General features: G+C 62.2%; 21 protein-coding genes. 9 read left to right on the top strand and 12 right to left on the bottom strand.

The annotated features are described in order from the left end of the window. Nucleotides 1–56: 56 nt before the first annotated feature. Both AOA60_RS30685 and AOA60_RS30690 read right to left on the bottom strand, forming a co-directional pair. A complete protein-coding gene (locus tag AOA60_RS30685) occupies nt 57–1,277 on the bottom strand; it encodes a hypothetical protein (protein ID WP_099587455.1) in 1,221 nt (406 codons plus the stop codon). 13 nt (nt 1,278–1,290) lie between these two features. Continuing rightward, nucleotides 1,291–1,740, bottom strand: a complete 450-nt coding sequence (locus AOA60_RS30690) for a YcgN family cysteine cluster protein (RefSeq protein WP_003172524.1) — start codon at nt 1,738–1,740, stop codon at nt 1,291–1,293. 153 nt (nt 1,741–1,893) lie between these two features. On the opposite strand from AOA60_RS30690, the gene AOA60_RS30695 reads away from it, so the two are divergent. Beyond that, nucleotides 1,894–2,478, top strand: coding sequence for a nitroreductase family protein (locus AOA60_RS30695; protein WP_099587456.1), 585 nt, complete (start codon nt 1,894–1,896; stop codon nt 2,476–2,478). Between the two features lie 47 nt (nt 2,479–2,525). On the opposite strand, the gene AOA60_RS30700 is transcribed toward AOA60_RS30695, so the two are convergent. From AOA60_RS30700 to AOA60_RS30720, 5 genes are all read right to left on the bottom strand, one after another. Further along, complete coding sequence (locus AOA60_RS30700; RefSeq protein ID WP_099587457.1) at nt 2,526–3,458, bottom strand: D-2-hydroxyacid dehydrogenase; 933 nt, start codon at nt 3,456–3,458, stop codon at nt 2,526–2,528. Nucleotides 3,459–3,565: 107 nt separating this feature from the next. Then, nucleotides 3,566–3,859, bottom strand: a complete 294-nt coding sequence (locus AOA60_RS30705; RefSeq protein WP_099587458.1) for a YcgL domain-containing protein — start codon at nt 3,857–3,859, stop codon at nt 3,566–3,568. Continuing rightward, a complete protein-coding gene (rnd, locus tag AOA60_RS30710) occupies nt 3,856–4,989 on the bottom strand; it encodes a ribonuclease D (protein WP_099587459.1) in 1,134 nt (377 codons plus the stop codon). Before rnd ends, AOA60_RS30705 begins: the two co-directional genes overlap by 4 nt. Before the next feature lie 122 nt (nt 4,990–5,111). Beyond that, nucleotides 5,112–5,711 (bottom strand): class I SAM-dependent methyltransferase, encoded by a 600-nt coding sequence (locus AOA60_RS30715; protein ID WP_099587460.1) that lies wholly within the window; start codon nt 5,709–5,711, stop codon nt 5,112–5,114. Between the two features lie 101 nt (nt 5,712–5,812). After that, nucleotides 5,813–7,183 carry a glutamine synthetase family protein gene (locus tag AOA60_RS30720; RefSeq protein ID WP_099587461.1) on the bottom strand — a complete coding sequence of 457 codons (1,371 nt, stop codon included), beginning with the start codon at nt 7,181–7,183 and terminating at the stop codon, nt 5,813–5,815. A gap of 343 nt (nt 7,184–7,526) precedes the next feature. Between AOA60_RS30720 and AOA60_RS30725 the strand changes: the two genes are divergently transcribed. Then, nucleotides 7,527–8,300 carry a transporter substrate-binding domain-containing protein gene (locus tag AOA60_RS30725; protein ID WP_099587462.1) on the top strand — a complete coding sequence of 258 codons (774 nt, stop codon included), beginning with the start codon at nt 7,527–7,529 and terminating at the stop codon, nt 8,298–8,300. A gap of 48 nt (nt 8,301–8,348) precedes the next feature. Beyond that, entirely contained in the window at nt 8,349–9,188 is an 840-nt protein-coding gene (locus AOA60_RS30730; protein WP_099587463.1) for a cache domain-containing protein, read from the top strand. A gap of 71 nt (nt 9,189–9,259) precedes the next feature. Here AOA60_RS30730 and AOA60_RS30735 read toward each other — a convergent pair whose 3' ends face one another. Then, nucleotides 9,260–10,777 carry an MDR family MFS transporter gene (locus AOA60_RS30735; protein ID WP_099587464.1) on the bottom strand — a complete coding sequence of 506 codons (1,518 nt, stop codon included), beginning with the start codon at nt 10,775–10,777 and terminating at the stop codon, nt 9,260–9,262. A 66-nt stretch (nt 10,778–10,843) separates the two neighbouring features. Then, nucleotides 10,844–12,028: a 4-hydroxybenzoate 3-monooxygenase gene (gene pobA / locus AOA60_RS30740; protein WP_178075441.1), complete on the bottom strand. Its 1,185-nt coding sequence runs from the start codon at nt 12,026–12,028 to the stop codon at nt 10,844–10,846. 189 nt (nt 12,029–12,217) lie between these two features. Between pobA and AOA60_RS30745 the strand changes: the two genes are divergently transcribed. Beyond that, on the top strand, nt 12,218–13,096 hold the full coding sequence (locus AOA60_RS30745) for a helix-turn-helix domain-containing protein (RefSeq protein WP_099587466.1): 879 nt from the start codon (nt 12,218–12,220) through the stop codon (nt 13,094–13,096). On the opposite strand, the gene AOA60_RS33130 is transcribed toward AOA60_RS30745, so the two are convergent. Both AOA60_RS33130 and AOA60_RS30755 read right to left on the bottom strand, forming a co-directional pair. Further along, nucleotides 13,089–13,265 (bottom strand): hypothetical protein, encoded by a 177-nt coding sequence (locus tag AOA60_RS33130; RefSeq protein WP_177411513.1) that lies wholly within the window; start codon nt 13,263–13,265, stop codon nt 13,089–13,091. The genes AOA60_RS30745 and AOA60_RS33130 overlap by 8 nt on opposite strands. 100 nt (nt 13,266–13,365) lie before the next feature. Next, nucleotides 13,366–14,271, bottom strand: a complete 906-nt coding sequence (locus AOA60_RS30755; protein WP_099587468.1) for a LysR family transcriptional regulator — start codon at nt 14,269–14,271, stop codon at nt 13,366–13,368. 107 nt (nt 14,272–14,378) lie between these two features. Here AOA60_RS30755 and AOA60_RS30760 point away from each other — a divergent pair, with 107 nt between their 5' ends. Together AOA60_RS30760 and AOA60_RS30765 are read left to right on the top strand one after the other, a co-directional pair. Next, a complete protein-coding gene (locus tag AOA60_RS30760; RefSeq protein WP_099587469.1) occupies nt 14,379–15,245 on the top strand; it encodes an MBL fold metallo-hydrolase in 867 nt (288 codons plus the stop codon). A gap of 34 nt (nt 15,246–15,279) precedes the next feature. Further along, nucleotides 15,280–15,894: an NAD(P)-dependent oxidoreductase gene (locus AOA60_RS30765; protein WP_099587470.1), complete on the top strand. Its 615-nt coding sequence runs from the start codon at nt 15,280–15,282 to the stop codon at nt 15,892–15,894. Nucleotides 15,895–15,948: 54 nt separating this feature from the next. On the opposite strand, the gene AOA60_RS30770 is transcribed toward AOA60_RS30765, so the two are convergent. Beyond that, on the bottom strand, nt 15,949–16,827 hold the full coding sequence (locus AOA60_RS30770; protein WP_099587471.1) for a LysR substrate-binding domain-containing protein: 879 nt from the start codon (nt 16,825–16,827) through the stop codon (nt 15,949–15,951). Nucleotides 16,828–16,937: 110 nt separating this feature from the next. On the opposite strand from AOA60_RS30770, the gene AOA60_RS30775 reads away from it, so the two are divergent. The 3 genes from AOA60_RS30775 (at nt 16,938) to AOA60_RS30790 (ending at nt 21,649) form a co-directional block, all read left to right on the top strand. Then, nucleotides 16,938–18,563 (top strand): 5-guanidino-2-oxopentanoate decarboxylase, encoded by a 1,626-nt coding sequence (locus tag AOA60_RS30775; protein WP_099587472.1) that lies wholly within the window; start codon nt 16,938–16,940, stop codon nt 18,561–18,563. Then, the gene (locus AOA60_RS30780; RefSeq protein ID WP_099587473.1) at nt 18,560–20,002 is read left to right on the top strand and encodes an aldehyde dehydrogenase family protein; all 1,443 of its coding nucleotides are present in this window, start codon (nt 18,560–18,562) and stop codon (nt 20,000–20,002) included. The genes AOA60_RS30775 and AOA60_RS30780 overlap by 4 nt, the downstream gene beginning before the upstream one ends. A 459-nt stretch (nt 20,003–20,461) precedes the next feature. Continuing rightward, the gene (locus tag AOA60_RS30790) at nt 20,462–21,649 is read left to right on the top strand and encodes a cyanate transporter (protein WP_099587474.1); all 1,188 of its coding nucleotides are present in this window, start codon (nt 20,462–20,464) and stop codon (nt 21,647–21,649) included. The last annotated feature ends 136 nt before the right edge of the window (nt 21,650–21,785 follow it).

A 21,785-nucleotide genomic window follows, 5' to 3' on the forward strand; every position in this document is an offset into this window, starting at 1 on the left:
AAATGTGGGAGGCGGCAATTCCCCTCCCACATTTTGTTTCGTGCATGACGGGGACTTCAGCGCAGTAACTTGCTGTCCAGCACCACCGACGACTCGCCAATGATGCTTTGGGCCAGTTGCACAAACTCTTTCGTCGTAATGCTATTGGCCCGCATCACTGCCTGCGCAAGGTCGTCGAGCGAGCGCTTGTTATGGGTTTTCACCCGAATCTCGCGGTCCAGCTCCTGCAATACCACCACTGCGCGCGCCACGGTTGCGCCGCTGACGTGCTCGCCACGTAACGTCGTGACGTCCTTGCCTTCCTTGCTCAAGCGCACCTGTATTGCCTGATATCGCTCATCAGTGATTCCGCCGGCACGGCGCAGCAGTTCGATGGCGTAATACTCGCCAAACCCTTCGCTGATCCAGTCACTGGTGTCGTGATCGTTGAAGCGTGCAATCGCCTGCACCACTTCACGAATCAACGGGCTGCTGCCGTTTTCGCTGACCAGCGGCGTGCGGCTGTTGAGGTAGATCGAGTCATGGGCCGAGAACACGCCCCGGCGCATCGGGTCGCTGGCGCCCACCACCAACAGCTTCGCCGGATGACGCGGGAACGCAGCCTCGACCTGCGGCCAGACAAAGGTCAGCAACGTCAGCACATCCATGCGGCGCATGGCCTGGCCCTTGGGCGACGCTACGGTGACTTCGGTTTCGCCCAGGCGCACGCGGCGGCTGCCCAAGGTGCCGGCGAGCATCCAGCCGGTGGGCCGGTCGAACAGGCGGGAAACGTTGTCGATGCGGAATTTGTGCTTGCCGATACGCGGCCAGGCGGTTTCGACGCTTTTCCAGCCCGCCGGCAGTTCGAACACCAGGCGCGAGACCAACTCGACGCCATCCTGCTGGTCGAGCCGCGCGGTCGGCACCAGGTCTTCGCCGCGAAACAGCGCCCAACTCGGGGTCATGCGCGCTTCATAGCTGCCCGGCTTGCGCGCTTGGGTGAGGTGCACGCGGTAGGTCAGGCTGGCCTTGTCGGCGCTGGGTTGCCACACGCCACGCTCGCCGCTGACCTGCCACTGGCCATCGGCCTTGAAGTCGCTGTAACTGCCGGTGCGGCCCAGGTCGAAGTCGAGGCTGCGCACCGCCGAGCCTTGTGACAGGCTCAGGCGCACTTCGGCCTGATCGCTCTGGGGCAGCAGTTTGACGTGATAATCCAGGTCGACTTTCCTGGCGCACCACGCAGGCACGCTCAGCGCCAGCAGCACCAGGCTTGCCGCCAGCTGGGTTGCCACCTTCATACACACTCCTTTTTCAGCCTGCGCGGAAGATCAGGTAATCCTCCCAGTCGTCTTCGGGCACGCTGCCTTCGCTGAGCATGCGCCCGGACTGGGAAATGCGTTCGTGGTGCACGGCGTCGCGGTCGCCGCAGACCAGGTGGTGCCACAGCGGCAAGTCCTTGCGCTCGCTGACCAGGCGGTAGCCACAGGTGGGCGGCAGCCATTTGAACTGGTCGGCCTGGCCTGGGGTGAGCTGGATGCAGTCGGGCACCGAGGCGCGGCGGTTGGGGTAATCGGTGCACTGGCAGGTCTTGAGGTCGAGCAGTTTGCAGGCGATGCGCGTGTAATAGACGCTGTTGTCGTCTTCGTCCTCAAGCTTTTGCAGGCAGCACAGGCCACAGCCGTCGCACAACGATTCCCACTCCTCCTGGTCGAGGTGTTCGAGGGTTTTGCGTATCCAGAAAGGTTCGACTTTGGCGGCCATGGCTCAACATCAGTATCGGTAGGTGAAAAGGCCGCCAGTCTAGTGCCCAAGCCCCTTGGAACCAAGCGCTTACGACTGGCGGTGTAACAAGACTTGTCAGTCTAGCGGGCGCGCAGTAGCTTTGAGCGCCGAATTGACGATCAGGAACCGCTCATGACACGTGTTGCCGACCATCCGATCCATACCCAGTTCACCGACCGCTGGTCGCCCCGCGCGTTTACCGGCGAGGGCATCTCGCAAGAGACCCTGCTGAGCTTCTTCGAAGCCGCCCGTTGGGCACCGTCGGCCTACAACTCACAGCCGTGGCGGTTTCTCTACGCGCGCCGTGACACGCCGGACTGGGAACGTTTCCTGGGTCTGCTCAACGAGTTCAACCGCGGTTGGGCGCAGCATGCCTCGGCCCTGGTGATCATCGCCTCGAAAACCGACTTCGTCGCCCCCGGCGCCACCGAAGAAACCCCGGCGCTGTGGCACACCTTCGACACGGGCTCGGCCTGGGGCCACCTGGCGCTGCAAGCCAGCCTCAGCGGCTGGCACACCCACGGCATGGCCGGTTTCGACCAGGAGCTGACCCGCAAGGAACTGAAGATTCCAGAAGGCTATGCACTGCATGCCGCCGTGGCCGTTGGCAAGCTGGGAGACAAGTCGACCCTGCCGGAGTATCTGCAAGGTCGTGAAGCGCCAAGCCCGCGCAAGCCGCTGAGCGAGCTGGTATCGGAAGGTGACTTCAGCCTTTAAGACGGACGCTTTGCCACTGTGGGAGGGGCCAAGCCCGCTCCCACAGTTCAGTAACCCCGCTCGAAATCCACGGTTCCGCGCAGCGCTTCATTGGCCTTATAGGCCCGCAGGTTCTCCAGAAACAACTCCACCATCATCGGCGGCGACGTCGGCGCAGAGCTGTGCCCGGTCAACAGCAAACCCCAGGCGGTCCAGAACGGATGGCGCTGTGGCAGCGGTTCCTGGCGGCACACGTCGATCACGGCGCCGGCCAGGTGCCCTTCTTTCAGAGCTTCGACCAGATCAGCATCCACCACCGCCACACCGCGCCCGACATTGATGAACAAGCCGGTCGGTTTGAATTGTTTGAACAGCGCCGCGTCGTACAGATCGTGGGTGTTCGGCGTGTTGGGCAACAGGTTGATCACGTAGTCCACTTCGCCCACCAGACGCCCGAGCTGATCAAGCCCGGCCACTTCGATAAACGGCGCTTGCTCACGCTCAGTACTGGCAATGCCATACAGCTTGACGCCAAACGGCACCAGGAACTCGGCCACACTCTGGCCAATATCGCCGGTGCCCACGATCAATGCCTTGCGCCCCGCCAGGCTCTGGCCGGTGCGGCTGTCCCACTTGCGTTCGACCTGGCTGACCAGCCGCGCCAGCACTTCGCGCTCATGGCCGAGCATATACGTGAGGACAAACTCAGCCATGACCTGGCCATAAATGCCGACGGCGCGCGTCAGGCGGTAGTCGCGGGGCAAGCCTTCAGCCAGCAGGGGCGTGATACCGGCCCAGGTCGATTGCAGCCATTGGGGTTGGTGGCCCTGGCGCAGCAATGTCGCCAGCAGGTCCGGCTGGCCCAGCCAGACCGGGCAATCCGCGGCCAGGCGTGACAGTTCGGCCGAGTCGCCACTGGTGAGCACCTCAAGGTCCGGCGCCACATCGTTGAGCAGTTGGGCGTAGAGCGGGTGATCCTGTTCAGCAATCAGAACACGCATGGTTCAAACCTTTCAAAAACAATGCAGACGGCCGCCCGCATCCTTACGGCCACCGCCCACTAATACGATTCCATTGAAACCTGTGCCCTGAAGCAGGCACTGACCGATTACATCGGGTCGTTGCGGCGCAGCAGCTCTTCGGGCAAGTGTTCGATGTACTCGTCCTCGGCCGGCGGCATTTGCAGGTGGTAGCCCTGTTTGTCGAGGTTTTCCAGGACCACCAGGATGTCTTCGCGCGACAGCTTGCGCTCCGGCGTCAGGATCATCTCGAACGCCAGATGGGCCTTGCCGAAGGCGGCCATCAACGGTTCCGGCACACGCTCAAGGGCATCGCTCTTGAGCACGTAGAGGTACATGCCGTCTTTTTTCAGGCTGCGGTAGATGGAGCAAATACGTTTCAAGGCTGTTCTCCGGCAGTGGCCAGGCTGTCGAGCAGCGCCTGGCCCATCAACTCGCGGCGCCAGCCACGCAGCGAGTCTGGCAATTTATAAGGCCCATCGGGGTAGCCGCTTTTAACCAGGGCTTCGAGGGTTTTCTTGCGCAGCATCAGTTCCGGCGCCATCTCCAGGCGTTCGGCGAACGTCTGGCCCAGGGCACGCAGTTGCTTGATCAGGTTGGCGGCGTCCACCGGCAGCGGTTCCGCCACGGCCGGCGGCCATTGGTCCATGGACACACTGCCGGCACGTTTGATCAGGTCCAGCAGGAACTGGCCATCCTGACGCACGGTGCGCGGGTGCATGTCTTCGATCTTGCCCAGGGCCGCGAGGTTATCCGGCTGGGATTTGGCCAGGGGCCACAACGAGTGCTCGCGAACGATGCGGTTGCGCGGCAAGTCACGGGCGCGGGCTTGCTGTTCGCGCCAGGCGCACAGTTCACGCAGCACGGCGAGTTGGGCGCGAGACAGTTTCCACGCCAGCTTGGCGTCGCGGTACACCTCGTACGGGTCGACTTCGCGACGCAGGTTGGCCACCAGTTCGGCGCCGTCCTCCAGCACCCAGGCGTATTTATCGTCCGACAGCTGCGGACGCAGGCGAATGTAGACCTCGGCCAAGTGCACCGCGTCTTCGGCGGCATAGCTGACCTGGGTCTCGGACAATGGTCGCTGCAGCCAGTCCGAGCGGGTCTCGCCCTTGGGCAGATCGATGTCGAGCACGGCGTGGACCAGGCGCGAGTAGCCCATGGAGAAACCGAGATTCAGGTACGCGGCTGCCAATTGGGTGTCGAACAACGGCACCGGCAGGCTGCCGGTCAGGCGCAGCAGGACTTCGAGGTCTTCGCTGCAGGCGTGCACCACCTTGATCACCGCCGGGTTTTCCAGCAGGTCGGCCAAGGGTTGCCAGTTGTCGATGGTCAGGGGATCGATCAGGTAAGCGCGTACGCCATCACCGATCTGGATCAGCCCGGCAATGGGATAAAAGGTGTCGACCCGCATGAATTCGGTGTCGAGGGCGACGAATGGCAACTGCTGCCATTCGGCGCAATGCTGGCCGAGGCTATCGTTGTCGCAGATCCAGTGAATATCGATGGCCACACGGCTCTCCCTTGAAGAATGGCGCGCAGTATATATCGCGAAAGGGGCTAGCGAGCATCCGCAGTGCACTGGCAACCATGAAAACTCAGACAGGAGATGAAGAATAGCCCTACGGGACGGAGTTATCCTTTCTTACGCAGCACATAGACCCGCCATAGGTTTGAGCCTGGCATGAATTCCTGCTGGTTCAGGACTTTGAAGCCGGCCTGGCGAAACTCGTCGTCTACCGCAGTGCGCGAATTGACCGAGACAATCACCGTATCGCGGCTCACGCGGTGAAACTCGCGCAGCAACGCCAGGCGTCCCTCGCTGTTGGGCACATGGCGAAACAACTCCAAACAGAAGATGCAGTCCACCGCGTTCTCCGACAAACCGATGGAAAACGCCGAACCCTGAAAGGTCTTGACCCGCTTGAGCAACGCCGCCGGGTGGTGGGTGCACGCGTGGTCGAGCATGTCCTGGGAATTGTCCGAGGCGAGGATCACCCGGTTGATGTGTTCGGCCAACACCGGCCAGAAACGCCCTGAACCGCAGGCCAGGTCAAGGATCAACCCCGGTTCGCCGGCAACCTTGAGCGCCTGGCGCACCAGCCACTCGTCACGCCACGACGCCAGCCGCCGACGCAGTCCCGGTGGGCGCGTGTCTGCGCAGACCTTGGCATGTTCAAGGCCGCAGCGCTCGGCGTATTCGATCTCGATGGAGGATGGTGGTTGTGGCGACATCACGGGCTCATTGGGGTTAAACAGGGGTGAACGACCTTGATTCGCAGCTTAACCAGCGCAACGTGAAAAAAAGGTCGAAGCGTCCACTCCCCTTCATCTACTCAGGCCTGATGCAGGTACCAACGCCAATCCTGCTCGCCCACCTCGCCCATGAACTGGCGATACTCAGCGCGTTTTACCGCCAGGTACACACCGAGGAATTCACTGCCAAACGCCTCTCTGGCCCAGCTTGAGCCTTCCAGCGCACGCAAGGTGGTGAGCCAATCGGTGGGCAGAAACTCCGTGGCCTGGGCGTAGCCGTTGCCTTCCACCGGCGCGCCGGGGTCGCGCTGTTCGCGGATACCTCGGTGAATGCCGGCCAGGATCGCGGCAGCGGCCAGATAAGGGTTGGCGTCAGCGCCGCAGATGCGGTGTTCGATATGCCGCGAATGTGCCGGGCCACCGGGCACGCGCAGGCTGACGGTGCGGTTGTCCACGCCCCAGGTGACGGCCAGGGGCGCGTAGCTGTTGGTTTGGAAGCGGCGATAGGAATTGGCGTTGGGGCAGAACATCAGCAGGGAATCGAGCAAGGTGCCGAGCATCCCGCCCACGGCCTGACGCAGCAGCGGCGTGCCGTCGGCCGCCTCGCTGGCGAACAGGTTATGGCCTTGGGCATCCGCCAGGCTGACGTGCATGTGCATGCCGGTGCCTGCCAGATCGTCGAACGGTTTGGCCATGAAGCACGCCGTCATCCCGTGCTTGTGCGCCACGCCCTTGACCAGGCGCTTGTAGCGCACTGCTTCGTCCATGGCTTGCAGCGCATCGGCGCGGTGTTCCAGGGTGATTTCCACTTGGCCGGGGGCGTATTCGGAGATGGCCGTGCGCGCCGGGATGCCTTGCAGCTTGCAGGCGCTGTAGAGGTCGGCGAGGAAGGGCTCGATCTGCTCCAGTTCGCGCAGGCCGTAGACCTGGGTCGAACGCGGGCGACCGCCATCCCTATCCCGCGCTGGTTGCGGGCGGCCGTGGCTGTCGGGCTTCTGGTCGAGCAGGTAGAACTCCAGCTCGGCCGCCATCACCGGGTAATAGCCATCGGCGTTGAGCCCATCGATGACCCTGGCCAGCACATGCCGGGGGTCGGCCACGGTGGCGGGCAGGCCTTCGGTGGGGTGCATGCTGACTTGCACCGCTGCGGTGGGGATCAGCCGCCACGGCATGCGCTGCAAACTGCCGCTGATGGGGTAGGCGCGGCAGTCGATATCACCCACCTCCCACACCAGGCCGGAGTTCTCGACGTCATCGCCATTGATGGTCAGGCCGAGGATGGTGCTGGGCAATGGCCGGCCGCTTTCATACACCGCCAGCAGTTCATCGCGGTGCAGCAACTTGCCACGCGGTACGCCGTTGTTGTCGAGGATAAACAGCTCGAACATTTCGATGTCCGGGTGCTGCTCAAGGAAAGAGTGGGCTTCGTGCAGGCTGGCGAAATCGCGCATAGGGTTTCTCATACGTTTGCTTCAGGCAGATGCGCACACAGGCGCGTCATCCATGGGGTAAATCAACGTAGGAGAAAGGCATCCGGCGGGCGCGCATGCCGGCAATGGAACAGCGCCCAGAATGCCAGTATGGACGGCAGTGTCGCGAGGTGGGTGGCGGCGGAACCGTCCATGGGCGCATCACGGTGATGGAGATGCCCGCAGCCTCACACGCCGGGATAGGCGCGTAAATTCAGGGATGACGGAGTTTGGTTACGCGCCGGCTAAACATTCGCCACGCCTTGCCACCCTGCCCCGCGCTGGAAATAATGGCTGCCCCCACCTGCCCCAAGGACTCGACCGCATGAAAGCACCCTTAGCCCTGTGTGTACTGGCGAGCCTGGCCACCAGCGCCCTTGCCGACACTGCCCCGTCACGCCTCGACGAGGTGCTCCAGCGCGGCACCCTCAGCGTATGCACCACCGGCGACTACACGCCCTACACCAAGCTGCGCGCTGATGGCACCTATGAAGGCATCGACATTGCCATGGCCGAGTCCCTGGCCAAGAGCCTCAACGCGAAGATCACCTGGGTGCCCACCACCTGGAAAACCCTGATGCCGGACTTCCTCGCGCAACGCTGCGATATCGCCGTCGGGGGGATTTCGGTGTCCCTGGAGCGTCAGAAAAAAGCCTTCTTCAGCCAGTCCCTTGGCGTCGACGGCAAGATTCCGCTGGTGCGCTGCGCCGATGTGCAGCGCTACCAGACTGTCGAGCAGATCAACCAGCCCCAGGTACGGGTGATCGAACCGGCAGGCGGCACCAATGAAGTGTTTGCCCGTGCCCACCTGGGCCAGGCGCAGATCCGCCTGCACGACAACGTGACCATCTTCGACGAACTGCTCGCTGGCAAGGCAGACGTCATGATCACCGACGCCAGCGAAGCCCGTTACCAGCAGAAGCAAAAGCCCGGCCTGTGTGCAGTCAACCCTGAGCGGCAGATGCAGTACAGCGAAAAAGCCTTTTTGCTGCCCCGCGATGACGTGGCCTGGAAAAGCTATGTCGACCAGTGGTTGCACCTGAGCGTCGCGACCGGTGTGTACCAAGGCATTGTCGACCAATGGTTGGCAGCGCCCTAGCCAAGGCCGTCTACGCTCTTGTCACATCAATAAAAACGAGGACGGACCATGAAGGGAATGCTCCGCGTCACCTGGCTGCTGCTGTTGTGTTTCAGCCAAGTGCACGCCGCCACAACTCAGGATGAGGACGCGCAGGCGGCCAAGGCCCTGCTGGAAAAAGCCCTGGCCTACTACCAGAGCAATGGCGACAAGGCCTTTGCCGCGTTCAGCCGCCAAGGGGAATTTATCGACCAGGACCGTTACGTGTTCGTGATCGATACCCAGGGCGTACTGCTGGCCAGCGGCGGTCCCTCCTCCGCGTTGATCGGCCGGGACGTCAACGAGGTATTGGGGCCGGACTTGCGCGAGTCGTTCAAGACCGCGCTCACGACACCGCAAGGCCAGGGCATCCAGCAGGCGGATTATCGCTGGCAGAACTGGAACGACGGCAAGGTCGAGCACAAGCACGTGTTTTATCAGCGGGTGGGTGAACGCATCCTGGCCGTGGGCTATTACCTGCCACGGGCGACCCCGGAACAGGCCCGGGCCTTGCGCAACAAAGCGGTCAACGCGTTGCTCAAGGATGAAGCCGGTACGCTCAAGGCCATCAACTCATTGCAGGGCGGCTTCCTGCAGGATGATCTCTATGTGTTCGTGGTCGACCTGGACACCCAACGCTACGTGGCCCACGGCACCACCCTGCGGCTGATCAACACCGACTTCAGCAAGATCAAGGACCCGGACGGCAGACCGGTGGGGGAGCCGATCCTCAAGCTGATGGCGGAGCAGGATCAGGGGGAGTACAAATACCGCTGGAAAAACCCGGTGACGGACAAGGTCGAGAACAAGCATGCCTATGTGCGCAAGGCCGGGCATTTCATGGTTGCGGTGGGTTACTACAGCCCGTGATCTGGACGCGGATGCCTGAAATTATGGGAGGGCGCTTGCTCCCTCCCACACGTTGAGCTCTATCGCGCCAGTTACTTCGCTTTGTCTTCCCGCCCGCGCAGCACCCGATTCGGCATCGCAATCGCCGCCGCCAACCCCAGCAACGACACCGCCGCACTGACCATCAGCAAATGCCTGAACGTCACCCCCAACTCCCCGCGCAGTGCATCCTGCGCCGGGCCTGGCGCGGCGTTCAGACCGTCGAGCAGCACATTGCCAGAACTGCCCTCGGCCACCAGCGCACCGCTGGCCAGATGCGCGAAGCTCGAATCCTGCAACAACGCCAGCAGCAGCGCCGACATGCACGCCACGCCCACCGCACCGCCAAGGGAACGGAACAGGTTGGTGGTGCTGGTGGCGACGCCGATGTCGCGCTGTTCCACCGAGTTTTGCGAGCCCACCAGGGAGGTGGGGAATTGCATCCCGGCGGCGATCCCGCACAGCAGCATGAACACACCGGTCAGCAGCACATCCTGGGGCGCACTGAAGGCCATGCCCAGGATTGCCAGCGGGCTTAACAGTGCGCCACTGAGAATCATCGGTTTATAGCGCCCGGTCACTGAGGTCATGCGCCCGGCGGAATACGCGCCAATCGGCAAGCCAATCGCCAGGGGCAACAAGTGCAAGGCCGCACTGTCGGCACCGCCCCCGGTTACGGTCTGAAAGCGCAGGGGCATCAGCACCGTCAGGGAAATCGCCTGGAAACTGGTGAAAAACACCGTGCACCAGCACAACACTGCGCTGCGGTTGACGAACAAGTGCATCGGCAGCAAGGGCTCCCGCGCACGGCGCTCGTGCCACACAAACAGCGTCAACGCCACCAGCGCGCAGGCCAGCAGGCCCAGCACCTCAGGGTCACGCCAATGATGGCCCTGGCCGATTTCGGTAATACCCAGCAACAAGGCGGTCAGGCCGACGATCATCAATACGGTGCCGAGGTAATCGATGATCGGCTTGCGCTGCGGCACCGGCAGCCCTACCAGCGTGCGATGCGCCACATACCAGGCGCCGGCGCCCAGCGGCAGGTTGATCAAGAACACCCAGCGCCACGACAGATACTCGGTCATGTAACCGCCCAACACCGGCCCGGCCACGCTGGCCACTGCGTACATGCTGCTGAAATAGCCCTGGTAGCGCCCACGCTCACGGGGCGGGATGATGTCGCCGATGATCGCCTGGCTCACCGAGATCATGCCGCCAGCACCGATGCCCTGCAGCACCCGCGCCAGCACCAGTTGCTCCATGTTTTGCGCCATGCCACAGAACAGCGATGCTACGGTAAACAAGCCCATGCCGATCAGCATCATCGGCCGGCGCCCGTACAGGTCGCCGAGCTTGCCGTAGATCGGCACCGCCACCGTCATTGCCACCATGTAGCCGGAGATCACCCAGGCCAGCAGGTTGACGTCGTGAAATTGCGCGGAGATAGCGGGCATGGACACGGCGACGATGGTCTGGTCCAAGGCGCCGAGAAAGATCGCCATCATCAACGAGGCGAGGATACTGCGCACCGCCGGGAGCGGTGGCGTAGGCTGATTGAGCTGAGTCACGACAGAACCTTCAAGCAAGGCCCGTAGGAAAAGACGGCCCACGGGAATGCTGAATACGATAGCAGGCTATTCGATAGCCTCGTAAGGAAGCCCGACGTAATTTTCCGCAATGGTTTTGCGCCCGGCTTCGGAGTGGATGAAGTACTCCAGTTCACTTTGGGCGATGCGCTGGCTGAAACCGTCCGCCTCCGGGAATTGATGCAGCATCGAGGTCATCCACCACGAAAACCGCTCGGCCTTCCACACCCGGCGCAGGCAAATGGCCGAATAGCGCTCCAGCAAATCCACGCGCCCCTCGCCATAGACCTTGAGCAGAATCCGGAACAAGGTGCTCACATCACTGGCCGCCAGGTTCAGGCCCTTGGCGCCGGTGGGCGGGACGATATGCGCGGCATCCCCGAGCAGGAACAGGCGCCCGTACTGCATCGGTTCCACCACAAAACTGCGCAGCGGCGCGATGCTTTTTTCAATCGATGGGCCGGTGACCAACTGCTCGGCCAGGCGGCTGGGCAGGCGGGGTTTCAATTCATCCCAAAAGCGTTCGTCCGACCATTCGTCCAACGGTTCTTCGGCAGGCACTTGCAGGTAATAACGGCTGCGGGTCGGCGAGCGCATGCTGCACAGGGCAAAGCCACGGGGGTGCTTGGCGTACACCAGTTCGTCGTGTACTGGCGGGGTGTCGGCGAGGATGCCCAGCCAGCCGAAGGGGTAGACGCGCTCAAAGATTTTCAGTGACTCAGCCGGGATCGACTGGCGCGCCACGCCGTGGAAACCATCACAGCCGGCGATGTAATCGCACTCCAGACGGAACGCCTCGCCCTGGTGTTCGAAGGTCAGCCAGGGTCGATCAGTTTTAAGATCATGGGGCTGCACGTCACGTGCTTCGTAGAACGTGACGGCGCCGGCCGCGTCACGGGCGGCCATCAGGTCGCGGGTGACTTCGGTCTGGCCGTAGATCATCACCGATTGGCCGCCGGTCAGGGCCTTGAGGTCGATGTGGGTGAGATGCCCGTCCAGCGCCAACTCAAAGCCATCATGCACCAGGCCTTCGGCATCCATGCGTTGGCTGACACCCGCCTGGCGCAGCAGGTCGACCATGCCTTGCTCCAGCACCCCGGCGCGGATGCGGCCTTGCACGTAATCGGCGCTCTGGCGCTCTAGGATAAGGGTCTCGATGCCGGCATTGTGCAGCAGCTGGCCGAGCAACAGTCCAGAAGGACCGGCGCCGATAATGGCGACTTGGGTTTTCAGCGTTTTCATTATTTTTATCGCCCGCAAGTTCCACTCGAACGGATCAAGTGAAAGAGTTGTCATTGATCTTATGGCTGACATTTTTCACTTGAGTGAACGGCATAAGAAGGTGAAAACTGCGACAAACCCTGCGCTTTTTGCCAATTTGGGCGATTACCGCACAACCGTCCTGAGTATCGGATTGAAACCATGACAGACACTGCGATTCCGGTCTTCAAGCTTTACGGGGAAAACCAGCAATGGCCGACCCCCGATTTGTTGCACTGCGAAACCATTTCCCGGCGCAGTCGGGAATACCAGTGGGAAATCCAACCCCACCGGCACGCGGATCTGTGCCAGCTGCTGTATGTGCACAAGGGCCAGGCCCAACTGGAAATCGAAGGCCAGCGCACCACGCTCAACGAAGCCACGCTGCAGGTATTGCCGCCGTTGTGCGTGCATGGCTTTCGTTTTGCCGAAGATGTCGAAGGGTATGTGGTGACACTCTCAGCGCCACTGGTGAGCCACTTGCAGGCACAACTGGGTGCCACGGCGGGCGGTTTGCAAACCTTGGGAAGTTACCCGGCCGGCAAGGACAGTGACTACCTCAACGCCCAGTTCGCCCGCCTGCAGGACGAATACGCCGACGACCAACCGGCCCGGGACATGATGATGCACGCCCTGGTCAGCGTGCTGCTGGTGTGGGTCAGCCGCCAGGCCATCCAGCGCCGCCATCCGCGCGCGCCAAGGGGCCGCGAGTATTTCCGGCGGTTTACCCAATTGGTCGAACAGCACTATCGGGAACACCCGAAGATTGAGGATCTGGCCCACAAGCTGGGTATCTCGGTCTCACACTTGAATGGAACATGTCGGGAACTGGGTGGGCAGCCTGCGTTGCAGATCATGCATGACCGCCAATTGCTGGAGGCCAAGCGCCTGCTGACTTACACCAGCATGACCATCAATGAAATGTCGGAGGTGCTGGGGTTCTCCGACCCGACCAACTTCTCTCGGCTGTTTCGCCGACGCGTCGGGTTCTCACCCAAGGCGTTTCGCGAGCAACTCAAAGCCGAATCGCCGGCTACCTGAGCGCGCTGAAACTGCCGGTGTGGGGCACGCATTGGTCCTGATGGCAGCTGATCGCAAAGGTCGGCTGCATGCGGGTCTGTTCGACGCGGTAGGCGGCAGTCCCGTACAGCGCACTGGCCAAGGCGCAGAGGGTGACAATCATCAGGTATTTTCTGGTTTTAATGCTCATGGCACAGACCTCTGGACGGATCCACACGGTGCTGTTTAAAGCATAGGCCAGCCAGGACGAGTTGCCATTATTGGACGACATTCAACAGGCTTATGTCGCCTTACAGACCGACGTCCCACGCCGGCTCTTCAGGGAATCTCAATACCAGGAAATCCAGCAGGCTGCGCAGCGCCGACGGCATGTGTTTGCGTGAGGCGTAGACCGCGTAGATATTCATCTGCCGAGGCTCGGCGTGGGGCAGCAGGCGCACCAGTTCGCCACGGCGGATGTGATCGCCGGCCTGGTAACTGGGCAGCATGGCCACCCCGGCGCCGGCCAGCGTCAGGCGTAACAGCGTGCTGGCCTCGTTGGCCGTGATATTGCCGTGCACTGGCACCGACACGTGCTCGCCATGCTCCTCGAAATGCCACAGGTTTTTGCCGAAGTACGAGTGGGTCAGGCAGTTGTGCCGGGCCAGGTCTTCGACTTTTTGCGGGGCCGGAAGCTCGCGCAGGTACGCCGGGGTGGCGCAGACCACGGAGCGACAGACCGTCAGGCGCCGTGCGATCAGGTTCGGGTCCAGGTCATTACTGGTGCGGATGGCCAGGTCGATGCGTTCATCCACCAGGTTCACCGTGCGGTCGAGCATCTGCAGGTCGACAGTGACCAAGGGGTAGCGCTTGACGTAGTCGGCAATGGCCTCGGCCAATTGCGCCTGACCGAACGAGGTGCTGACGCTCAGGCGCAGCAGGCCACGGGGCGCGTCATCCGGTTCGCTGACGGCGGCCTGCATGTCGCCGCACAACTCCAGCAATTGTCGGCAGCGCGGCAGGGTTTCGCTGCCCGCCGCCGTGAGGCTGAGTTTGCGCGTAGTGCGGTGCATCAGACGCGCACCAACCCAGTCTTCCAGCTCGGCCAGGTAACGTGAGACGACCGGGCGCGACAGGTCCAGGTGGTCGGCGGCGGCAGACTGGCTGCCCAGGTCCACCACGGTGACAAACACGCGCATTGCTTGAAGACGATCCATGATTTGCCCGATTTCAGAAACAAACTATGTTCCAGCATCGCATTTTTAGTCCCGTTTGGTGCAACTAAGCTCTGTGCATCCTTTGAACCGATTGCTGGAGCTGTCCGATGTTCTCAACCCTCAAGCGCTTGACTCTGGCCACCGCCGCCCTGGCATTTGCCGCCCATGCGTCGGCGGCCGACCTGACCCTCGATGTGTACAACCCTGGCGAAGCGGCGATTTTCCCAGTGACCTCGGTGCTGGTCAGCGGCGCCAAAGACGCGATCCTGGTGGACGCACAATTCGGCAAAGGCCAGGCCGAGCAACTGGTACAGAAGATCCGCGCCAGCGGCAAACACCTGACCACCATCTACATCAGCCATGGCGACCCGGATTACTACTTCGGCCTCGACACCCTGACGGCTGCGTTCCCGGAGGCCAAAGTGCTCGCGCCACAACCGGTGGTCGACCATATCAACGCCACCGTGGCCGGCAAACTTGAGTTCTGGGGCCCGAAAATGGGCGCCGACAAACCGGCTAAAACCATCGTGCCGCAGGTGCTGCAAGGCCACAGCCTGACGCTGGAAGGTAAGCAGTTGGAGGTGATCGGCCTGGACGGCCCGCAGCCGGATCGCAGCTTTGTATGGATCCCGTCGATCAAGGCCGTGGTTGGTGGCGTCGTGGTCGCCGAAAACATTCACCTGTGGATGGCCGACACCCAAGGCGCGCAATCCCACAAGGACTGGCTGGCCACCCTGCAACGCATCGAAAACCTGAAACCGCGCACCGTGATTCCCGGTCACTACCTGGGTACGCCGTCCCTGGCTTCGGTCAAATTTACTGCTGACTACATCAAGGCCTTCGACGTAGAAACGGCCAAGGCCAAAGACTCCACCGCCCTCATCGCAGCCATGAAAACGCGTTACCCCACCCTGGCCGACGAAAGCTCCCTGGAGCTGAGTGCAAAAGTCGCCAAGGGCGAAATGAAGTGGTGAAACCTCTCACACCTTAACCGTACTGGAGAACGTCATGAGCAAGATCGCAATCATTGGGGCCACAGGCCGTGCCGGCAGTCAATTGCTGGAAGAAGCGTTGCGTCGTGGACACAGCGTGGTGGCTATCGCGCGCAATACCGAATCCATCGATGTGAAGCCAGGTGTGACCGTCAAAAAAGCTGATGCCTTGAATGCTGACGAGCTGCAAAAAGCTGTCAGTGGAAGTGATGTGGTAATCAGTGCCGCACACTTCGCGACCGTGCCAGCCGAGGCGTTGATCGGTCCGGTGAAGAACGCCGGTGTGAAGCGCCTATTGGTAGTGGGAGGCGCTGGCTCGTTGTTGTTGCCGACGGGAGAGCGCGTCATCGACAGCGCCGGATTCCCTGAGGAATATCGGGCTGAAGCAAGTGCTGGCAGTGTGTTTCTCGACAAACTGCGTCAAGAAAAGGAGTTGGATTGGTCCTTTCTCTCGCCCTCTGCGGAGTTCGTTGAAGGTCTCCGCACTGGCGACTTCAGGTTGGGGCAAGACCACTTGCTCATAAGTGAGAAAGGAAGAAGCTGGATCAGCTTCTCCGACTATGCGATTGCACTAATCGACGAAGTAGAAACGCCAAAAAATTCGCGTCAGCGCTTCACCGTCGGTTACTGACACAACTAGGTCAAGAAATGTGGGAGGGGGCTTGCCCCCTCCCACATTTGCCTTTCAGTGTTCTGGAAATTGCGCCTGGCTCACCAACCAATCCATCAGCGCTTCAAGCCCGGTCGACGGCTTCGTCCCCGGCGGATACACCAGGTAATACCCCATCCCCGTCGACACCCGCAGTGCGAACGGCATGACCAACCGTCCCGCCTTCACGTCCTCGCCAATCAACGCGCTATCGCCAATCGCCACCCCGGAACCCTGGGAGGCCACCGTCATTGCCAAGTCCAGCGTTTCGAAATGATGACCCTGGCTCAGGTTGCTCACATGGGTATTCGCCGCCTTCAACCATAACGCCCAATCCCGCTCATCCCGCGTGGGATGCAGCAGCACCTGTTGCTGCAAATCCTGCGGTGCGTGCAAGCCCGTCAGTAAACCCGGCGCGCAGACTGGCGTGAGTTGCTCGTCGAACAAATGCCGCGCCTCGGCGGACTGTTCGGCGATGGGTGCGTAGATCACCGCTGCGTCGAACTGCTCGCGGCGAAAATCCACGGTGTAGGCCACGGTGGTGGTGAGCTCCACCGGCACGTCCGGACGCTCCTTTTGCCACTGCATCAAGCGCGGCAGCAACCAGCGCATCACGCAGGTGGACGCCTTGAGCTGCAAGGTCTGGCGGCGATTGCCGATCAGCTCCACGGCGTCACCGAGCAAGCCAAACACCTGCTGCGCCCGCAGTGACCATTCGCGCCCCTCTTCGGTCAGGCTCAAGCCCCGCGCCTGACGCTGGAACAGGGCGTAACCCAAGTGGCTTTCCAGCCCGGCGATCTGCCGGCTCACCGCGCCCTGGGTAATGTGCAGTTGCTCGGCTGCGCGGGTGAAATTGCAGCACTGGGCCGTGACCCAGAAGGTGTGCAGCGCGGGCAGCGGTGGAAGGCGTTTCATCGGGTTCAGCCATGACGTGAGGACATGGCTAGTATGACTTTTAATCGATTGTTGCCGCTATGGGCCAGCCGTTCCAATACCGCCTCGAATCCATAACAAGAGCGACCTGTATGGCGACCTGCGGCGAAGTGTTGGTCAAACTCCTCGAAGGCTACGGCGTGGACCAGGTGTTTGGCATCCTCGGCGTGCACACCGTGGAACTGTATCGTGGCCTGGCCCGTTCCAGCATCCGTCACGTCACCCCGCGCCACGAGCAAGGCGCCGGGTTCATGGCCGACGGCTATGCGCGTACCCGCGGCAAGCCCGGCGTGTGTTTCATCATCACCGGCCCCGGCATGACCAACATCACCACGGCCATGGGCCAGGCCTACGCCGACTCGATCCCGATGCTGGTGATTTCCAGCGTGCAATCACGCAGCCAGTTGGGCGGCGGGCGCGGCAAGTTGCATGAACTGCCGAACCAGAGCGCGATGATCGCGGGCGTGGCGGCGTTCTCCCATACCTTGATGTCGGCGGCGGAGTTGCCAGGTGTGCTGGCAAGGGCGTTTGCGCTGTTCCAGGCAGGTCGGCCGCGCCCGGTGCATATCGAGATCCCGTTGGATGTACTGGTGGAAAACGCCGACGCCCTGCTGGGCAGCGAGCCGATCAACGTGGCGCGTGCGGGTGCCGCACCTGCGGCGATCAAACAGATGGCTCAGTTACTGGCCTGCGCCAAGCGTCCGCTGATTCTCGCCGGAGGCGGCGCCATCGATGCCGCCTGCGCGTTGACCCGCCTCGCCGAAACCCTCGGCGCGCCAGTGGCGCTGACCATCAACGCCAAAGGCCTGCTGCCCGCCGCGCACCCGTTGCTGATCGGCTCGACACAGACTTTGGTCGCCACCCGCGCATTGGTCGCCGAAGCCGACGTGGTGCTGGCCATCGGCACGGAGCTTGGGGAAACCGATTACGACGTGACCTTCGCCGGCGGCTTTGACATTCCCGGCGCGCTGCTGCGCATCGACATCGACCCCGACCAGACCGTGCGCAACTACCCCCCTCAAGTTGCATTGGTCGCCGATGCGCAAATCGCCGCCGAAGCCTTGCTGGCCGAGTTGGACAGCACATCGTTACCGCCGCGCTGCAGCAGTTGGGGCGGCGAGCGCGTCGCCCGTTTGTGGGCTGAACTGACGCCCACCTGGGACGCCGCGACCCGCGCGCAAACCCTGTTGCTCAACACGGTCCTGGAGACACTGCCCGGCGTCGTCATGGTCGGCGACTCTACCCAACCGGTGTACAGCGGCAACCTGACCCTCAACCTCGACCACCCGCGCCGCTGGTTCAACTCCTCCACCGGCTACGGCACCTTGGGATACGCTTTGCCCGCCGCCATCGGCGCCTGGCTGGGGCGCGGCGATGGGCAACCGGTGGTGTGCCTGATCGGCGACGGCGGCCTGCAGTTCAGCCTGCCGGAGCTGGCCAGCGCGGTGGAAGCCCGCACGCCGATCATCGTGTTGCTGTGGAATAACCAGGGCTATGAGGAGATCAAGAAATACATGCTCAACCGCGCCATCGAGCCGGTCGGCGTAGACATCTACACGCCGGACTTTATCGGCGTGGCCAAGGCCCTGGGTTGCGCGGCTGAACGCATCCAGGGCGTCGGATCTTTGCACAGCGCACTGCTGGCCGCCGCTGAGCGCCAAGGGCCGACGCTGATTGAAATCGACCAGGGGCTTTGGATGAAGGAGGTCGCGGTATGAACGCAGTCATAAACGGTGTGTATATCGACGGCGAATGGCGTGCAGGCCATGACGTGCTGGAGGTGATCAACCCGGCGACCGAAACCCGCTTGGCCGAGGTCAGCGCAGGCGACAGTGTTGCCGTGACCCAGGCCGTCGACGCCGCCAGCCGGGCGTTTACCGAGTGGTCAAAAACCACCGGCCACGAACGCGGTGCCCTGTTGCGCAACATCGCCCAGGGCGTGCGCGAACAGCGCGAACCGTTGATGCACCTGCAGTCGCGCAACAACGGCAAGCCGCTGTTTGAGGCCGGCATCGATGTGGACGACGTGATTGCCACCTTCGAGTACTACGCAGCTGTCGCCGAGGACCTGGACGCCGGGCAAGACCGCCCGGTGGCGCTGCCCGGCGATGATTTCAGCGCTCGCCTGCGCCGTGAACCCTGTGGCGTGGTGGGGCTGATCGTGCCGTGGAATTTCCCCATGGTAACCACCGCCTGGAAACTCGCCCCCGCCCTCGCCGCCGGCTGCTGCGTGGTGCTTAAACCCTCGGAGGTCACGCCGCTGACGGAGCTGCAATTGGCGCGGATCATCGCCGATTCCGGGCTGCCCGCCGGCGTGTTCAACCTGGTCTGCGGCACGGGCCTGGCGGTCGGGGCGCCACTGGCAGCGGACCGTCGCGTGGCGAAGATTTCCTTCACCGGCAGCAATGCAGTGGGCGTGCAGGTGATGCAACGCGCCGCCGAAACCATCAAGGGCGTCAGCCTGGAACTGGGCGGAAAATCTTCGTTGCTGGTGCTGGCGGATGCTGATCTGGACTTGGCGGTAGAACTGGCGTGTGGCGGTGGATTTTTCAATGCCGGGCAAATGTGTTCCGCGACAAGTCGCGTACTGGTGGCCGACAGCCTGGCGGATGAATTCCTGCAACGCCTGCAGGTGCGGGCTGAAGGGATTCACGTGGCGGACCCGTTTGCCGAGGACGTGGAAATGGGCGCGCTGATCAACCGCGCGCAGTATCAACGGGTACAGGCGCATATCCAGCGTGGCATCGAGGACGGCGCGCGATTGCTGTGCGGCGGTGAACGTCCGGCAGCTCTGGCGACAGGTTTTTTCATCCGCCCGACCGTGTTCACCGAGGTGCCGCTGGACAGCGCGTTATGGAACGAGGAAATCTTCGGCCCGGTGCTGTGTGTACGACGTTTCGCGACTGAGGATGAGGCGATTGCCCTGGCCAACGACAGCGATTTCGGCCTGGTGGCCAGTGTGGTCAGCGCCGACGCCGGGACCGCCGAACGGGTGGCGAATGCCTTGCAGGCCGGGCTGGTGTGGATCAACGCACCGCAAGTGATCTTCCCGCAGACCGCGTGGGGCGGCTATAAGCAGAGCAGCATCGGCCGCGAGTTGGGGCCGTGGGGGTTGGCGGCGTTCCAGGAGATCAAGCATGTGATTCGGTCTAATTGACACCGCTGCGACCCATGTGGGAGGGGGCTTGACCCCGATAGCCATAGGTATCTACACAACTTCCCGTGGATGCTGAATCTATGGCAACTGGGCTGTTGTGGTGAGCGGGCTTGTCCCGCGCTAGGCTGCGAAGCAGCCCCATCAAAGCCACCGCGTTTTTTCAGAAAAACCAAGTTGCCTGGTTTTGGGGCTGCTGCGCAGCCCAGCGCGGGACAAGCCCGCTCACCACAGCGTTATGTATAAGCCTTTGAGAGTTGTGTAGATACCCATGCCCCGATAGCGGTGGATCAGTTACAGATGCTTAGACTGAAACACGGCTATCGGGGGCAAGCCCCCTCCCACATTTCGATTTGCGGTGTTTGTGGGAAATGCATTTTTTAGATACTCCCTGCGACTTTCTCATTTGCCCCCCGCCTCCATGCGTGGCCTGATTCGCCCTTGTTCACTCAAGGTCGGCCCATGGAAAACGTTCAGGCAAAACCCACCACCGCCGTTTGGCTGATGATCAGCGTGGTGCTGGTCGCCCTTAACCTGCGCCCGTCGATGGCGGCCGTGGGGCCATTGTTGTCGTCGATTCGTGGCGATGTGCCGTTGAGTTTCAGCAGCGCGGCGTTGTTGACCATGCTGCCGGTCATGGCCATGGGCCTGGCGATGTTCCTAGGCATGGGCCTGGCCAGGCGTTTCGGCGAGCACCGCAGCATTGTGCTGTCGCTGCTGGTGATTGGCGGGGCAACGCTGTCGCGGCTGTTTCTGGATTCGGCGCTGGAGCTGATCGTCAGCGCCATTGCAGCGGGGGTCGGTATTGCAATGATCCAGGCGTTGATGCCAGCGCTGATCAAGTCGCGCTTCAGCGATAACGTGTCACTGTTCATGGGCCTGTACGTCACCGCCATCATGGGCGGCGCGGCGCTGGCGGCTTCGTTCTCCCCTTTCGTGCAAATGCGCACCGGCAGCTGGCGTATCGGCCTGGCGATCTGGGCCGTGCTGGCGTTGCTCGCCCTGGTGTTCTGGCTCGCCCAGCGCTCAACTATGCCGCCATTGCCCCAGGCCGGTTCCGGTCCGCAGGCGTCATTTTTTGGCAACCGTCGTGCCTGGTTGCTGGCGATCTTTTTTGGCTTGGGCACCGCGTCCTACACCTGTGTTCTTGCGTGGCTGGCGCCGTACTACGTGGAGCAAGGCTGGAGCGAGCAGAACGCCGGGCTGCTGCTGGGCTTCCTGACGGCCATGGAAGTGGTCTCCGGCCTGATCACACCCGCCATCGCCAACCGTCGCCGGGATAAACGCGGCGTGGTGGCGGTGTTGCTGGTGCTGATCATCATCGGTTTCTGCGGCCTGATTCTCAGCCCGCAAGCCCTGAGTTTGCTGTGGCCGTGCCTGCTCGGCCTGGGCATCGGCGGCCTGTTCCCCATGAGCCTGATCCTGTCCCTCGATCACCTGGACAACCCGCGCCGTGCCGGCGGCCTCACGGCCTTCGTGCAGGGCATCGGCTACCTGATTGCAGGCTTGTCGCCGCTGATCGCCGGGATGATTCGTGACCAATTGGGCAGTTTCGAATGGGCCTGGTGGTCGCTGACCGCGGTGGTTGTACTGATGCTGCTGATCGTCACGCGCTTCAACCCAAGGCACTACGCGCACCATATCCGCTGAGGTCGTGTTGCAAACATTATTTGTCCCACGGCAAACATAGAAACGCCCTACAGAGCTTTCTATTGGCACGTACGTTCCGTTAAGCTTTTGCGCTGTCTTGTACTGAATTCGGTACAAAGGGTTTACGGACGAAACC

The organism is Pseudomonas sp. 2822-17 (genome assembly GCF_002742485.1).
GTDB lineage: Bacteria > Pseudomonadota > Gammaproteobacteria > Pseudomonadales > Pseudomonadaceae > Aquipseudomonas > Aquipseudomonas cyclaminis.

Coding starts and splice junctions, on each gene's coding strand:
- AOA60_RS30685 (WP_099587455.1), bottom strand. CDS start 1,277: ATGAAGGTGGCAACCCAGCTGGCGGCAAGCCTGGTGCTGCTGGCGCTG.
- AOA60_RS30690 (WP_003172524.1), bottom strand. CDS start 1,740: ATGGCCGCCAAAGTCGAACCTTTCTGGATACGCAAAACCCTCGAACAC.
- AOA60_RS30695 (WP_099587456.1), top strand. CDS start 1,894: ATGACACGTGTTGCCGACCATCCGATCCATACCCAGTTCACCGACCGC.
- AOA60_RS30700 (WP_099587457.1), bottom strand. CDS start 3,458: ATGCGTGTTCTGATTGCTGAACAGGATCACCCGCTCTACGCCCAACTG.
- AOA60_RS30715 (WP_099587460.1), bottom strand. CDS start 5,711: ATGTCGCCACAACCACCATCCTCCATCGAGATCGAATACGCCGAGCGC.
- AOA60_RS30720 (WP_099587461.1), bottom strand. CDS start 7,183: ATGCGCGATTTCGCCAGCCTGCACGAAGCCCACTCTTTCCTTGAGCAG.
- AOA60_RS30725 (WP_099587462.1), top strand. CDS start 7,527: ATGAAAGCACCCTTAGCCCTGTGTGTACTGGCGAGCCTGGCCACCAGC.
- AOA60_RS30730 (WP_099587463.1), top strand. CDS start 8,349: ATGAAGGGAATGCTCCGCGTCACCTGGCTGCTGCTGTTGTGTTTCAGC.
- AOA60_RS30745 (WP_099587466.1), top strand. CDS start 12,218: ATGACAGACACTGCGATTCCGGTCTTCAAGCTTTACGGGGAAAACCAG.
- AOA60_RS33130 (WP_177411513.1), bottom strand. CDS start 13,265: ATGAGCATTAAAACCAGAAAATACCTGATGATTGTCACCCTCTGCGCC.
- AOA60_RS30755 (WP_099587468.1), bottom strand. CDS start 14,271: ATGGATCGTCTTCAAGCAATGCGCGTGTTTGTCACCGTGGTGGACCTG.
- AOA60_RS30760 (WP_099587469.1), top strand. CDS start 14,379: ATGTTCTCAACCCTCAAGCGCTTGACTCTGGCCACCGCCGCCCTGGCA.
- AOA60_RS30765 (WP_099587470.1), top strand. CDS start 15,280: ATGAGCAAGATCGCAATCATTGGGGCCACAGGCCGTGCCGGCAGTCAA.
- AOA60_RS30770 (WP_099587471.1), bottom strand. CDS start 16,827: ATGAAACGCCTTCCACCGCTGCCCGCGCTGCACACCTTCTGGGTCACG.
- AOA60_RS30775 (WP_099587472.1), top strand. CDS start 16,938: ATGGCGACCTGCGGCGAAGTGTTGGTCAAACTCCTCGAAGGCTACGGC.
- AOA60_RS30780 (WP_099587473.1), top strand. CDS start 18,560: ATGAACGCAGTCATAAACGGTGTGTATATCGACGGCGAATGGCGTGCA.
- AOA60_RS30790 (WP_099587474.1), top strand. CDS start 20,462: ATGGAAAACGTTCAGGCAAAACCCACCACCGCCGTTTGGCTGATGATC.